This is a genomic window from Burkholderia sp. SJZ089 (assembly GCF_007828315.1).
Taxonomy (GTDB): domain Bacteria; phylum Pseudomonadota; class Gammaproteobacteria; order Burkholderiales; family Burkholderiaceae; genus Burkholderia; species Burkholderia gladioli.
The window spans coordinates 17,827-30,699 of sequence record NZ_VIUM01000022.1; the positions used below are offsets into that span (position 1 = coordinate 17,827).

The following is a 12,873-nucleotide window of genomic DNA, read 5'->3' on the forward strand; positions in this document are numbered from 1 at the left end:
CCCTACAATAGCGGTTTGTCCGTTCAATTCAGGAGTTGCAGATGACTGTCGTTACCACCGAAACCGGCCTCAAGTACGAAGACCTGACCGAAGGCTCGGGCGCCGAAGCCGTCGCCGGCAAGTCCGTCACGGTCCACTACACGGGCTGGCTGACCGATGGTCAGAAGTTCGACTCGAGCAAGGATCGCAACGACCCGTTCGTGTTCGTGCTCGGCGGCGGCATGGTCATCAAGGGCTGGGACCAGGGCGTGCAGGGCATGAAGGTCGGCGGCACGCGCCGCCTGACGATCCCGGCCGAACTCGGCTACGGCGCGCGCGGCGCGGGCGGCGTGATCCCGCCGAACGCCACCCTGGTGTTCGAGGTCGAGCTGCTGGCCGTCTGAGGCCGCGGGCGGGGCGCGAGGCCGGCTTTGTCCAGCCGGCTTCCTGCCAGGTCCATGCGCCGGCTCCCGAGCCGCTCACGCGCCGACGCCCGCCCTTTCCGTTTTCCTTTCTTCCGATGACTACCCGCCTCGCCGCCCCGTCGATCTCGCTGCGCGCCTACGAGCGCGCCGAGGCCTCGGACGTGCATGACTTCCACCAGGTCGTGCTGGGCGTGGACGGGCAGATGCTGATGTCGATCGACGGCGTGGCCGAGCGCATCGACGGCCGCCACGCCTGGCTGATCCCGGCCGGCGCGCGGCACGACTACGCCGGGCTCGGCCCCAATCACCAGCTCGTGCTGGACCTGCCGATCGCCTCGCTGGCGGTGCCCGAGCGCCTGTTCGAGCGCGGCCGGCCGTTCGCGGTGGCGCCCGCGCTGGGCAGCCTGGTCGACGAGCTGGCACGGCTGACTACGCGCGGCGACTCGCGCGCGCTGCATTGGCAGGCGGCCGCGCGGCTCTGCGAGGCCCTGCTTGCCGGCGCGCCCTCGCCCGCCGGCGACGCGGCCCGCCTCGATTTCGCGCGCATCGACCGCTGGCTGCGCACGCGGCTGGCCGAGCCGCTGCGGGTGGCCGACCTGGCCGCGCATTGCGGTTTCGGGATGCGGCGCTTCCATCAATTGTTCGTCGACGCCTTCGGCGAAACACCCCATCGATACCTGCTCAAGCTGCGGCTCGACACGGCCGTGCTGCTGCTCGCCAATCCCTCGCGCGCGCTGGCCGAGATCGCCGCCGACGTCGGGTTCGCCGACCAGAGCGCCTTGACGCATGCCTTCACGCGGCGCTTCGGCGTCGCGCCCGGGCAGTGGCGGGCCGGCCGCCACTGAACGCGAACGGCGCGGGCCCTCGATGGCGCCCGCGCCGTTCTTCGTCACCGCCTGCCCTTCCCTCTCGCCGGCGTCAGGCCGCGCGGATCGCTTCCTCGTAGACCTGCGCCACGCGCCTGGCGATCACCGCATTGTCGAAGTTCTCGCGCGCGTAACGGCGGCAGGCATCGGCATCGGGCAGCTTGAGCGTGCCCGACAGCGCGCCGTCCAGCCCTTGCGCGATCGCCGCCGTGCCGGTGCCGCCCAGCACCAGCTCCTCCGAGAGCCCAGAGACGGCCTCGGGCAGGCCGCCCACCGGCGTGACCAGCACCGGCGTGCCGGAAGCCAGCGATTCCACCGTGATCAGCCCGAAGCCCTCCAGCGCCACGGTCGGCACCACGCTGACGGTGGCGGCGCGATACAGCGCGGCCAGGTGCTCGTCCGGCACGAAGCCGAGCAGCTTCACATGCTCGCCGAGCCCCGCCGCGTCGATGCGCTGCTGCAGTTCCTCGGCCAGCCGCCCCTTGCCGGCGATCAGCAGCAGGATGTCGGGATGGCGGCGGCGCACCTGGTCGACCGCGTCGATCAGGTCTTCCAGCCCCATGCGCCGCACCAGGCGCCGCACCGCCAGCACGATCGGCCGGCCCTGCGGCAGTTGCAGCTTGCGGCGCGCCTCGGCCTGCGTGATCGGCAGGTCGAACTGGGCGGTGTCCACGCAGCCCGGCACGATCCGCACCTTGTCGCGCGCGATGCCGTAGCGCGAGGTCAGGATCTCCGCGAACGCGCTGGACAGCACGATCAGCCGCGAGGAACGCGCGTAGACGGTCTGCTCCAGGTAGCGCTTGGCGCGCTGGCCCAGCGAATCGGCGCCCTCCACCTGGCTCTCGTCGGCCCAGGGGCCCTGGAAGTGCGAGACCTGCGGAATGCCGCGCGTGACGTCGAGCCCCGGAAAGGTATAGAGCGCGAAATGCGAGGACACCACGTCGGGCCGCTCGTGGCGGATCACCTCGCGCAGCGCGCGACGCGCGGCCATCATGCGGCGCGGCAGCGATTGCGCGGCGGAGCCGAAACCGCGGATCGCGCCGCCGGTGTCGGCGGCCACGCGCCCCGAGCCGGCCACCACGCCGCGCACGGCGACGCCCGCGCCGGGCAGCGCGCCGACCAGCGAGTAGTACATGCGGTCCAGGCCGCCGGCGCGCTCGGGGAACCAGTGCATGCCGATCTGCAACGACTTGATGCTCGAAGATTGAGGAAGGGTGCTCATCGGAGGGGCTCCTGGGTGGGCAACGGGCCGGGGCCCTGGGTCGGCACGTGGGCCGGCGGCGGATTCACGGCCTGCGTGCCCGACGAAATCGGTTGAGGTTGGGAAATCAGCCTCCGGTAGAGCGCCAGGTACTGGGCGCCCATCTGGTTCCAGCCGAAATCGTTCATCAGGGCGCGCGCGGCGCGCCCCATCTCGCGGCAGCGTTCGCGCGAATGCGCGAGCGAGCCGATCGCGCCGGCCAGCGCGTTGGCGTCGTCCGGATCGTCGAGCACGATCCCGCAATCGGCCGTGATGATCTCGGCGCCGCCCGCGGTGCGCGCGGTCACCACCGGCAGGCCGGCGGCCATCGCCTCGAGCAGCGACAGGCTCATCGCCTCGTAGCGCGAGGGGAACACATAGGCGTCCACCGAGGACATCAGCTGCGGCATGGTCTTGACCAGGCCGAGGAAGTGCACGCGCGAGGCGATGCCCAGCGCGCGCGCCTCCTCGGGATAGGGGCTGCCGGGCAGGTAGCCGGCCACCGCCAGGTGCACGTGCTCGGGCAGCTCGGTGAGCGCCTTGAGCACGGTGCCGAGGTTCTTGCGCGGCGTGCGCAGGTCGCCCACGAACAGCAGCAGGAAGGCGTCCTGCGGCAGCCCGTAGGCGCCGCGATCGGGCTGCGCGCCGCCGAAGGCCTGCGCGTCCACGCCGTTGTAGATCACGCCGATGCGGTTGCCGTCGATGCCCAGCCGGCGGATCTCGTCGGCCACCTTGCCCGACACCGCGATCACCGCGCGCGAGCGCCGGTAGGCCCAGCGCTCCAGCACCGCGTTGACGCGCGTGTACACGTATTGATAGGCCGACCACAGGCCCCGGCCCGGCGAGAACGGGTAGTAGCGGCTGGCGAACCAGCCGCCGTGCACGAAATGCGCGGTATTGACATCGGCACGCACCCACGAGATGAAGCCGTTCACATGCAGCACGTCGAACTCGTCGCGATGACGGTTGATCCACAGCGCGCTCTTCAGGGCGAACACCTGCTGGCGCAGCAGGTTGCTCGGCCAGAAGCGGCCCGGCTGCACCGGGATCCAGCGCACCCGAGGGTGCTCCAGCAGCTCCGGCGCGACATGCGACGCGACGAGCGTCACTTCGCACTGCTCGGCAAGTGCCGCGCGTGCGATCTCGTAGTTGACGCGGCCTTGCCCGTCGTTGTGACGGACCACGTGCGTGACGATGGCGATTCTCACAGTCCTGCTCCCCGATTGCGTTTGGCGGCGGCACGCTGGATTTTTTGCCAATGCGATGCCGCCAGGATCGAAAACAAACTCATGAACAGCAACAAACCTCCCGTTCCGATCAGCGAATTGGTGAACACCAGCATCGCGAAGATCGAGATCGCGAGGCTCACGCAGGCGGCGACGTATTTGTCGTCGCGCATCCCGAACGACACGCGCAGCGCGCGCGCCAGCAGCCAGAGCGTGCCCGACAGGTAGAGCAGCGTGCCGGGCCAGCCGAGCACGAAGGGCACGTTCATCACGCCGCTGTCGAAGCTGCCGTACTTGCCGAGCTCGCCGCTGTCGCTGGACAGCTTGGTGGAGGCGCCGGTGGCGCCCAGCCCCTCGCCCGCCACGTCGGTGAAGGCGGTCTGCGCGAAGCTGGCGTAGAACTTGTTGCGATCGTCGTAGCTGCGATCGTCCTTGAGGTTGGTGATCGACTCCAGGCGCTGGCCGAGCCGGTCGGCCACCGGGCCCACCGTGAGCAGCGGCACCGACAGCCCGGCCAGCACCATCGCGCCCACCACCATGCGCAGGCGCACGCGGTTCGAGGATTTCGCCAGCTGCACCGCCAGCGCGATCACCCAGCCGCCCCAGGTCGAGCGCACCAGGCACAGCATGAAGGCGATGAAGCCGGCGCCGCCGGCCAGCCAGCGCACCCGCTGGGTGGCCGCCAGCATGAACACCAGCGAGCCCATCATCGCGAAGGCGAACGGCCCCGAGGAGTTCATGGTGCTGAACACGCGCACGCCATAGGGCACCGGCTCGCCCTGCGAGGCCATCTGCGAGCCCACCATCCACAGCACGTCCCAGGCCGGCATGATGAAGAACTGCACCATGCCGTAGGCGCCCATCACCAGCATCCCCCACACGAAGGTCGAGACGATCACGTCGCGGTATTCGGGGTAGTCGCGCGCGTTCACCGCGATGTGGAAGCCGATCAGCACCGGGTAGATCCAGTTGGCCAGGTCGTAGGTGGCGGCCAACAGGCCCGCCGAGACCAGCCCGACGAAATAGGCATAGGCCAGGCCGGCCAGGATCATCAGCATCGGCAGGCCGCGCCGCTGCGCCAGCACGCGGTAGTGGCGCAGCAGGCCGAGCCCGCAGATCATGGTGACCGCCAGCGGCGCGATCTGGATCAGGCTGGTGGGCGTGTAGGCGCCGCGCGACCAGTCGGCCAGGCGCCGCACCTCGGGCGCCAGGAACCACAGCCACCAGACGAAGCCCACGTAGCGCGCGGGGCTGCGGAAGTAGAGCCAGAAACCGGTGGCGATCGACAGCGCGGGGAACGCCAGGGTCAGGATCGAGCCCTGGTGCGCGAGGATCAGCAGCCCGGTGAGCGTCCACAGGCCGGCCTGCGCGGCCCAGTGCTTGGGCTCGGCCAGCAGGCGCCGCTTGGGCTGCTTGCCGCGGCGCGCGCGGGCGAGCGGTTCGACGGGATAGGCGGGCGTACTCATGCGGCTCGGTGCGTCAGTTCGAGGGCGTGCGCGAATCGGCCAGCGGCAGCGGCGCGGCGGCGCCGGCCGTGACGCGGCGGCGCTGCAGCAGCTCGCGCGTGATCCGCACGTGCTGGGCCGCGAAGGCCTCGGTGGTCAGCTCCGCCTCGACCAGCCGCGCCGCGGCCGCGCGGGCCCGCGCCAGCGCCCGCTCGGGCTGGGCCACCATGCGATCGGCCGCGCCGCGCATGGCGCTGGCGTCGAAGGCCGGCACATAGGCCGCGCAATCGTTCGGGAAGTAGTCGCGCAGGCCGCCCACGTCACTGACGATCATCGGCTTGCCCACCGCCGCCGCCTCCAGCATCACGGTGATGCCCGAGGCGTGGTGGTTGGGCCGCAGCGGCACCACGATCACGTCGGCCCAGTCGTAGAACTCGCGCTGCCTCGCGATGCCGGACACCGAGGCGATCTCCACGTTGGGCCGGTGCAGTTCGCGCGGGATGCGCCGCCGCGTGGCCAGCTTGACCTGGTAGCGCGGCAGGCCGCCGAAGGCCTCGATCAGGGTGGCCCAGTCGCGGTCGCGGTCGTTGCCGATCGCGGCGATGCGCAGCGGGCGATGCGGCGTCCAGGTCTCGGGCATGCGCACCGGGAAGTCCTGCGTGTTGAGCCCGTAGTAGACCTGCACCGCGTCGCGCTGCAGGAACTCGCGGCACAGCACGGCGTTGTCGCGCGCCAGCGTGGTCAGCACGTCGGCGCGCGCCAGCAGCTTGCGATAGACCCAGCGGCGCAGCGCGCCGAAGCGCGGCCAGCGATCCAACAGCCAGACGCTCTGCGCCAGCAGCAGCGGCCGCGCGCCGCGCGCGCCGGCCAGCTTCAGCACCAGCGCGGCGGCCAGGTGCTCCTGCTCGGTATGCGTCCAGATCACGTCGGCCGCCAGCAGCGCCTCGCGATTGCGCCAGGCATGGATCGCGTCGAAGCCGAGCGCGGCCTTCAGGGCGCGGCGCGCCACGCTGACCGGGCGCGATTCGCGGCGGTCGCGCGAATAGCTCATGGCGAATTCGTCGGAGGCCGCGTGGTGATAGCCGTACAGGCAGCCGATGTTGTCGCCGGCGCGATAGCTGCGCGGATCGGCGCCGTAAAACAGGTGAACGTGCACGTTCGTGGCGGTCATGCGGAATCTCCGGGTTCGGTGCTCAACAAGCGTGCGCGTGCGCGCCGGCGCGGGGCGTCGTCGCGCGACAGCGGGCGGCAGCGGGCGGGCCGCGCGAGGCGGCCCGGGCGCGCGGGCGCGTTCATGCCGTTCATGCGGTAGCCAGCGGCCGGCCCGTGGCCGAGGTCTCGCGGCGCGCGTCGTGGGCGCCCTCGCGCACCGCGCGCCAGCGCTCGCGCACCCGCGAGCCGCCGCGCGGACCGAACGACAGCAGCACGTGCGCGAAGCCCGGATAGACGCGCGTGCCGACCAGCGCATACCACCACCAGGCGATCTCGCGCCGCGCCGGCGGCAGGTGCTCGCGCAGCGTCAGGTGCAGGTTGTAGGCGGCGTTGACGATCGCCTGGCGCGAGGCGGCATCGCGCCGGTCCTCGTCGAAACGCTCGGCCGGATAGTGGTCGACCGCCACCGCCGGGTCGTAGACCAGCTTCCAGCCGCGCCGCTTGACGGCCATGCTGAAGGCCATGTCGTTGTGGGTCTGGGCGCCCGCGCCGCGCAGGCGCGTGTCGAAGCGCAGCCCCGAGATCGCCGCGCGGCGGTAGATCATGTTGGCGCCCTTGAGCATGTCGACCTCCCGCGCGCCGCCGATGCCCAGGTGATGGTTGCCGATCAGCTTGCCCGAGAGCCGCACGCGGCCCACCTCGGGCCGCTCGCCGTCGATCACGCGGCCCTTCTCGTGCACCCAGTCGCGCCCGCCCAGCGCGCCCAGCCGCGCATCGGCGGCGAACGCGGCGGCGATCCGCTCGAGCCAGTCGGGATGCGGCGCGGCATCGTCGTCGGTGATCGCCACCACGTCGCCCTGCGCGGTGTCGAGGCCGCGGTTGAGCGCGGCCACCTGCCCGCCCACCTCGACCGGCGCGACCACCAGCGGCAGCGCGCCGCGCACGCGCGGATCGGCCAGGCATTCATGGGTGGCATCGTCCTCGGGACGGGCCACCACGATCACCTGGTCGGGCGCACGACGCTGGCGCTGCAGCGCGATCAGGCAGCGCGCGAGATCGGCGGGACGCCGATAGGTCGGGACCAGTACGGAGAGTTTCATCGGTGCATACCTCGTCGTCGTTGTGCGGCACGCCCGTCAGGCGTTCAGGTATTCGTGGACCGAGGCATAACCCCGGCCGTAGCCGCGCGTGCGCGGCGGCACGCCGTTGAAGATGCCGCCCTGCAACTGCACGCCCGCGGTGCGCAGCCGCTTGATCGAATCGCCGATCTCGCCCTCGGTATGCATGCCCGAGCGCAGCACCAGGAAGGTGGAGCCGGCCAGCACGCCGAAGATGGTCGCGTCGGTGACGGCCAGGATCGGCGGCGAATCGACGATCACCGCGTCGTAGCGCTTGCCGAGCCCGTCGAGGTAGAGCGCCAGGCGCGGCGACATCAGCAGCTCGGAAGGATTGGGCGGACGCTGGCCGGTCGGGATGAAGGACAGCCCCGGCACCTGGGTCTCGCGGATCGCCTCCTCCAGCGCGATCTGGTCGCTCAGCAGCTCGGACAGGCCGTTGCGGCGCGGCACGCCGAAGTAGCGGTCGAGCGCGCCGCGACGCATGTCGGCGTCGATCAGCAGCACGCGCTTGCCCGAATGCGCCAGCAACGCGGCCAGGTTGACGGTCAGGAAGCTCTTGCCGATGCCCGGGGTCGGGCCGGTCAGCACCATCACGCGGTTCTTGGCGTCCATCAGCGCGAACTGCATGGCGGTGCGCAGGCTGCGCAGGCTTTCCACGCTGAGGTCCTTGGGCCGCGCCACCGCCAGGATCGGGCGCATGTCGCTGCCGCTCTTCTGGGCCGCCGCGTCGAGCCGTTCGAGCTCGACGCTCTTCGGGATCAGGCCGTACATCGGCAGGTTGAACATGCGCTCGATGCGCTCCGGATCCTCGATGCCGTGGAACAGGTTGCGGCGCAGGAACACCACGCCGGTGCCGACGATCAGGCCCAGGATCACCGCCGCCGACAGGATCAGCGCCTTCTTCGGCTTGACCGGCACGCCGGGGCGCAGCGCCGCGTCCACCAGGCGGATGTTGCCGCCGGTGCCGGCGCGCTGCACCGAGAGCTCCTGCACGCGGTTGAGCAGCAGCACGTAGATGTCCTCGGCGACCTTGGCGTTGCGCTGCAGCGCGACCGCCTTGACCTCGGTGGCCGGCAGGCTGCGGAACTTGTCGGCGTACTTGTCGCGTTCCTTCTGCAGTTGCGCGAGCTGCTGGTTGGCCGCGATCACCATCGGATGCTCGGGCGTGAAGCGCTGTTCGAGCGAGGCCAGTTGCAGGCGCTGCGCGGCGATCTGCTGCTCGTACTGGATGCTGCCCTCCAGGTAGACCTTGGCCTCGTCGCTCGCGTTGATCGAGCCCGAGGTGCTCTGGTACTCGGTCAGCGCGGCCTCGGCGCGCTCCAGGTCGGACTTCAGGCGCGGCTCCTCGCTCTTGAGGAAGTCCAGCATCTTGTTGGCCTCGGCCTGCTTGCTGTTGACGTGCTGCTGCAGGTAGGACTGCGCCAGCGCGTTGGCGATCATCGCGGTCTGCACCGGGTCCTTGCCCTCCAGCGAGATCTGCACCACGCCGGTCTGCTTGCCCTGCTCGCTCACCTGGATCGCCGACTGGAAGGCCGTGATCGCGTCCAGGTCGTTCTGGCGCACCACCACGAACTGCGTGCCGGGCCGCGCCACCAGCTGGCTGACCAGCAGCGACACGCCATTGCCCTCGGCGCGCTCGCCCACGCGGCCGCGCAGCAGCAGGCCGCCGTCCTCGTTGGCCAGCGTGTAGGCGCCGTCGGCGCCGGCCGTCAGCATCAGCTTCTTGCCTTCGAGCGCCGGCGTCACGTCGATCGAGTCGACCGCCGCCTGCTCGCCGCCCCAGGCATAGGAGCTCATGCCGAGCCAGGGCTTGGCCAGCTTGCCCGGCGCGGCCAGGCGCGCCGAGATCGCGCCCAGCAGCGGGAAGGTCTTGGGCGCCACCGAGAAGTTCAGCTTGCACTGCTCGACCACCGGGCCGACCACGCCGCGGCTCTTGATGATCTCGATCTCGGCGTCGGTGGCGGGCGTGGCCGGCCCGCCGTTGATCACCGCGCCGGTCTGGGTCTGGGTCAGCGCCTGCGAGGTGTTGTCGGCGGCCTCGACGCGCACGTGCGCGTCGGCCGAGTAGATCGGCTTCGCGAGGTAGCAGTAGACGCCCGCGAGCGCCACGATCAGCGCGGCGATGCCCAGCAGCAGCCAGATGTCGTCGAGGATCACCTGGATCAGCTGGCCGAGGACCACGTCCTCGTCGTCGGGCTTGGCCGCCATGTCGGCGTAGGGATGTTTGACTTGCGTATTCACGATGGCTATCCGCCTCAGGTTGGTGGGCCGGCGTCGGGGGACGCCGGCCTCGCCAGATCAGCGCGTGATCTGCTTCATGTAGTAGATCGACTGGATCGTCGGGAAGATCTGCTGCAGCAGGCGGTTGAACTGCACCGACCCGGCCGTGCCCACGTAGACCACATCGAGCGGCTTGAGCTGGAACCGGCTCGACAGCATCAGCGCGTCGGGCTGGGTCATGTCCAGGCGATAGATGTCCGGCATGTCGGGCTTGTCCTGCAGGTCGCGCAGCACATAGACCTGGCGCGGATTCGCGTCGGTGTCGAGGATCCCGCCGCCGGCCGTGATCGCGTCCGCGATGGTGAGCTTGCCCTTGAGCATCGGCACCGTCACCGGCTGCTTGACCTCGCCCATGATGAACACGCGGCTGTCGCTGCGGTCCGGCACGTTGATCACGTCGCCCGGCTGCAGCATCACGTTCTCCTTCGCCTCGCCGCGATCGAGCATGGCGTTCGCGTCGAGCACGTAGAACTTGCCGTCGCGCGTGAGCCGCACGCGCTGCAGGTCGGCCTCGGCGGTGGTGCCGCCCGAGCGCGTGATCGCGTCGACCAGGCGCAGCGGCACGTCGGTGATGGCCAGCGGCCCCGGCGTCTTGACCTCGCCGGTCACCTGCACCTTCTGGCTGCGATACGACAGCACGCGCAGGTCGATCTGCGGGTTCTTCACGTAGCGCGCCAGCTTGGCGGCCAGCTCGTCGCGCACGTCCTGCGCGGTGCGCCCGGCCACGCGGATGCGGCCCACGAACGGGAAGTAGATGGTGCCGTCCGCGCCGACCGTCTGGCCGTAAGGATCGGCCTGGCCCGGCAGCGCATTGGTATAGGGCTGCTGCAGCGCGCCGGCGATGGTCTGGGTGGTGTTGCCGCCGGCCGAGAAGGACTGGCCCTGCGGGGTGGTCAGCTCGGGGTGGTCCCAGACCGTCACGCCGAGGATGTCCTGCGGCTCGATGCGGTAGACATACTGGGTCGGATCCGGGAACAGGTCGGCCGGCAGCGGGCGGCTGTCGTGCTGCGCCAGCGCCTGCGAGACCACCAGTTGCGGCGTGATCAGCTTGACGTCGTAGTGCGTGTCGGGCATCGAGCCCTTCTCGTCGAGCCGCGAGGTGTTGATGTAGTTGCCCGGCGCGGTGGCACAGGCGCCGAGCAGCGCGGCCGCCACGAGCGGCGCGAGCGCGGTGAGGAAAGTTCGCTTGAGCAGGCGTTTCAGCATAGTTTGTGCAGCCATCCTTGAACCAGGCGTTCGATCAATTGGCAGCTTTCGCGGTACGCGGCCTCGCTGCGTCCGTGCGGATCGGCGATCTCCGCGTCCTCCCACTTGCCGAGCAGGAACACCTTGCCGCGCGCGCAGGGATCGACCGCCTCGATCGCGTCGATCTGGCACCGCTCGGTGGCCAGCACCAGGTCGGCGTCGCGCACGATCGCCTGGCTCAGGCGGCGCGAGCGGTGCGTCGAGGCATCGACGCCGCGCTCGGCCAGCAGGGCCTGCATCACCGGGTCGATGCCGTCGCCGTCGTTGGCGTCGAGGCCGGCCGAGTGGAAGGCGCAGTCCTCGCCGAGCGCCTCGCGCCCGTGGGTGCGGAACAGCATCTCGGCGGTCGGGCTGCGGCACACGTTGGCATGGCAGACGATCAGCACGTTACGGAACATCGTGTGTCCTCCTCGGGTTCGGGCGCTCAGGCGCCGGCCTCGGCGGCCGGGCTGGCGCTGGCGGCCGGCTGCGCGGCGGCACGGCCCGCGGCCGGCGCCTGCGCCGCGTGCGCGCGGCCGATCGCGTGGTATTCGATGCCGAGCTCGCGCATCGCGAGCGGCTCGTAGAGATTGCGGCCGTCGAAGATCACCGGCGCCTTCCAGCGCTCGGCCAGGGCCGCGAAGTCGGGGCTCTTGAAAGCCTTCCACTCGGTGACGATCACCAGCGCGTCGGCCTGGTCCGCCACCTCGCCCGGCTCGTCGACGAAGCTCAGGCGCTCGAGCCATTCGGGCTGGCCGGCCAGGTCGAGCGCGAACACGCGGCGCGCCTCGGCGGTGGCCACCGGGTCGTAGGCCCGCACTCGCGCGCCGCGCGAGAGCAGCTCGGCGATCAGCGCGCGGCTCGGCGCCTCGCGCATGTCGTCGGTATTGGGCTTGAAGGCCAGGCCCCAGACGCCGAAGCTGAGGCCGGTGAGGTCCTCGCCGTAGCGCGCCACGATCTTGCGCGCCAGCACCTGCTTCTGCCCGGCATTGACCTGCGAGACCGCGCGCAGGATCTGCAGTGACTGGCCGCTGGCATCGGCGGTGCGGATCAGCGCCTCCACGTCCTTCGGAAAGCAGGAGCCGCCGTAGCCCGCGCCGGCGTACAGGAAGTGATAGCCGATGCGCGGATCGGAGCCGATGCCGCGGCGCACCGCCTCGATGTCGGCGCCCACGCGATCGGCGAAATTCGCCAGCTCGTTCATGAAGGAGATGCGCGTGGCCAGCATCGCGTTGGCCGCGTACTTGGTGAACTCGGCCGAGCGCACGTCCATGTAGAGCGTGCGCTCGTGGTTGCGGTTGAACGGCGCGTAGAGCTTCTTCATCAGCTCGCGGGCCTTCTCGCCCGGCACGTCGTCGTTGCAGCCGATCACGATGCGGTCGGGTCGCGCGAAATCGTCCACCGCCGCGCCTTCCTTCAGGAACTCGGGGTTCGAGACCACCGAGAACATGGTGTCGACGCCGCGCGCGGCCAGCTCCGCGGCCACCGTCGCGCGCACGCGCTCGGCGGTGCCGACCGGCACCGTCGACTTGTCGACGATCACCTTGAAGGAGGTCATGTACTTGCCGATGTTGCGCGCCGCGGCCAGCACGTACTGCAGGTCGGCCGAGCCGTCCTCGTCGGGCGGGGTGCCCACCGCGATGAACTGCACGTCGCCGTGCGCCACCGCCGAGGCCACGTCGGTCGAGAAGCGCAGGCGCCCGGCCGCGCGGTTGCGCGCGATGATCTCGGCCAGGCCCGGTTCGTGGATCGGCACGCCGCCGTCGTTGAGCACGCCGATCTTGACGGGATCCACATCGAGGCAGAACACGTCGTGCCCGATGTCGGCCAGGCAGGCGCCCGTCACGAGCCCCACGTAGCCGCTGCCGATGATAGTCAGGTTCATTTGTCAGCCCTTGCGACCGTCGCCGGTCGTCGT

11 protein-coding genes are annotated in these 12,873 nt (G+C 70.6%); 2 read left to right on the top strand and 9 right to left on the bottom strand.

Annotation, left to right across the window (positions count from 1 at the left end; genetic code table 11):
• Positions 1-41 precede the first annotated feature (41 nt).
• Together FB600_RS31080 and FB600_RS31085 are read left to right on the top strand one after the other, a co-directional pair.
• Positions 42-383 carry an FKBP-type peptidyl-prolyl cis-trans isomerase gene (locus FB600_RS31080; RefSeq protein ID WP_013690936.1) on the top strand — a complete coding sequence of 114 codons (342 nt, stop codon included), beginning with the start codon at positions 42-44 and terminating at the stop codon, positions 381-383.
• A 116-nt stretch (positions 384-499) separates the two neighbouring features.
• Positions 500-1,249, top strand: coding sequence for an AraC family transcriptional regulator (locus tag FB600_RS31085; protein WP_098152911.1), 750 nt, complete (start codon positions 500-502; stop codon positions 1,247-1,249).
• A 73-nt stretch (positions 1,250-1,322) separates the two neighbouring features.
• Here the strand turns inward: FB600_RS31085 and FB600_RS31090 are convergent, their stop codons facing one another.
• From FB600_RS31090 to FB600_RS31130, 9 genes are all read right to left on the bottom strand, one after another.
• The gene (locus tag FB600_RS31090; RefSeq protein ID WP_060005942.1) at positions 1,323-2,492 is read right to left on the bottom strand and encodes a glycosyltransferase family 4 protein; all 1,170 of its coding nucleotides are present in this window, start codon (positions 2,490-2,492) and stop codon (positions 1,323-1,325) included.
• Positions 2,489-3,718 carry a glycosyltransferase family 4 protein gene (locus FB600_RS31095; protein WP_017919993.1) on the bottom strand — a complete coding sequence of 410 codons (1,230 nt, stop codon included), beginning with the start codon at positions 3,716-3,718 and terminating at the stop codon, positions 2,489-2,491. The genes FB600_RS31090 and FB600_RS31095 overlap by 4 nt, the downstream gene beginning before the upstream one ends.
• Positions 3,715-5,202, bottom strand: a complete 1,488-nt coding sequence (locus FB600_RS31100) for a glucose-6-phosphate isomerase (RefSeq protein WP_096751524.1) — start codon at positions 5,200-5,202, stop codon at positions 3,715-3,717. Before FB600_RS31100 ends, FB600_RS31095 begins: the two co-directional genes overlap by 4 nt.
• A gap of 13 nt (positions 5,203-5,215) precedes the next feature.
• Complete coding sequence (locus FB600_RS31105) at positions 5,216-6,352, bottom strand: glycosyltransferase (protein WP_036055710.1); 1,137 nt, start codon at positions 6,350-6,352, stop codon at positions 5,216-5,218.
• 130 nt (positions 6,353-6,482) lie between these two features.
• A complete protein-coding gene (locus tag FB600_RS31110; protein ID WP_013690942.1) occupies positions 6,483-7,433 on the bottom strand; it encodes a glycosyltransferase family 2 protein in 951 nt (316 codons plus the stop codon).
• 36 nt (positions 7,434-7,469) lie between these two features.
• Complete coding sequence (locus FB600_RS31115; protein WP_098183232.1) at positions 7,470-9,695, bottom strand: polysaccharide biosynthesis tyrosine autokinase; 2,226 nt, start codon at positions 9,693-9,695, stop codon at positions 7,470-7,472.
• Positions 9,696-9,749: 54 nt separating this feature from the next.
• Positions 9,750-10,937 (bottom strand): polysaccharide biosynthesis/export family protein, encoded by a 1,188-nt coding sequence (locus FB600_RS31120; protein ID WP_013690944.1) that lies wholly within the window; start codon positions 10,935-10,937, stop codon positions 9,750-9,752.
• Positions 10,931-11,374 (bottom strand): low molecular weight protein-tyrosine-phosphatase, encoded by a 444-nt coding sequence (locus tag FB600_RS31125; RefSeq protein WP_145757928.1) that lies wholly within the window; start codon positions 11,372-11,374, stop codon positions 10,931-10,933. Before FB600_RS31125 ends, FB600_RS31120 begins: the two co-directional genes overlap by 7 nt.
• 26 nt (positions 11,375-11,400) lie before the next feature.
• On the bottom strand, positions 11,401-12,840 hold the full coding sequence (locus tag FB600_RS31130; protein WP_145757929.1) for a UDP-glucose dehydrogenase family protein: 1,440 nt from the start codon (positions 12,838-12,840) through the stop codon (positions 11,401-11,403).
• Positions 12,841-12,873 lie beyond the last annotated feature (33 nt).

Excerpts from the sequence above, each read along its gene's own strand:
- FB600_RS31080 (WP_013690936.1), top strand. The coding sequence starts at position 42 with ATGACTGTCGTTACCACCGAAACCGGCCTCAAGTACGAAGACCTGACC.
- FB600_RS31085 (WP_098152911.1), top strand. The coding sequence starts at position 500 with ATGACTACCCGCCTCGCCGCCCCGTCGATCTCGCTGCGCGCCTACGAG.
- FB600_RS31090 (WP_060005942.1), bottom strand. The coding sequence starts at position 2,492 with ATGAGCACCCTTCCTCAATCTTCGAGCATCAAGTCGTTGCAGATCGGC.
- FB600_RS31100 (WP_096751524.1), bottom strand. The coding sequence starts at position 5,202 with ATGAGTACGCCCGCCTATCCCGTCGAACCGCTCGCCCGCGCGCGCCGC.
- FB600_RS31105 (WP_036055710.1), bottom strand. The coding sequence starts at position 6,352 with ATGACCGCCACGAACGTGCACGTTCACCTGTTTTACGGCGCCGATCCG.
- FB600_RS31110 (WP_013690942.1), bottom strand. The coding sequence starts at position 7,433 with ATGAAACTCTCCGTACTGGTCCCGACCTATCGGCGTCCCGCCGATCTC.
- FB600_RS31120 (WP_013690944.1), bottom strand. The coding sequence starts at position 10,937 with ATGCTGAAACGCCTGCTCAAGCGAACTTTCCTCACCGCGCTCGCGCCG.
- FB600_RS31125 (WP_145757928.1), bottom strand. The coding sequence starts at position 11,374 with ATGTTCCGTAACGTGCTGATCGTCTGCCATGCCAACGTGTGCCGCAGC.
- FB600_RS31130 (WP_145757929.1), bottom strand. The coding sequence starts at position 12,840 with ATGAACCTGACTATCATCGGCAGCGGCTACGTGGGGCTCGTGACGGGC.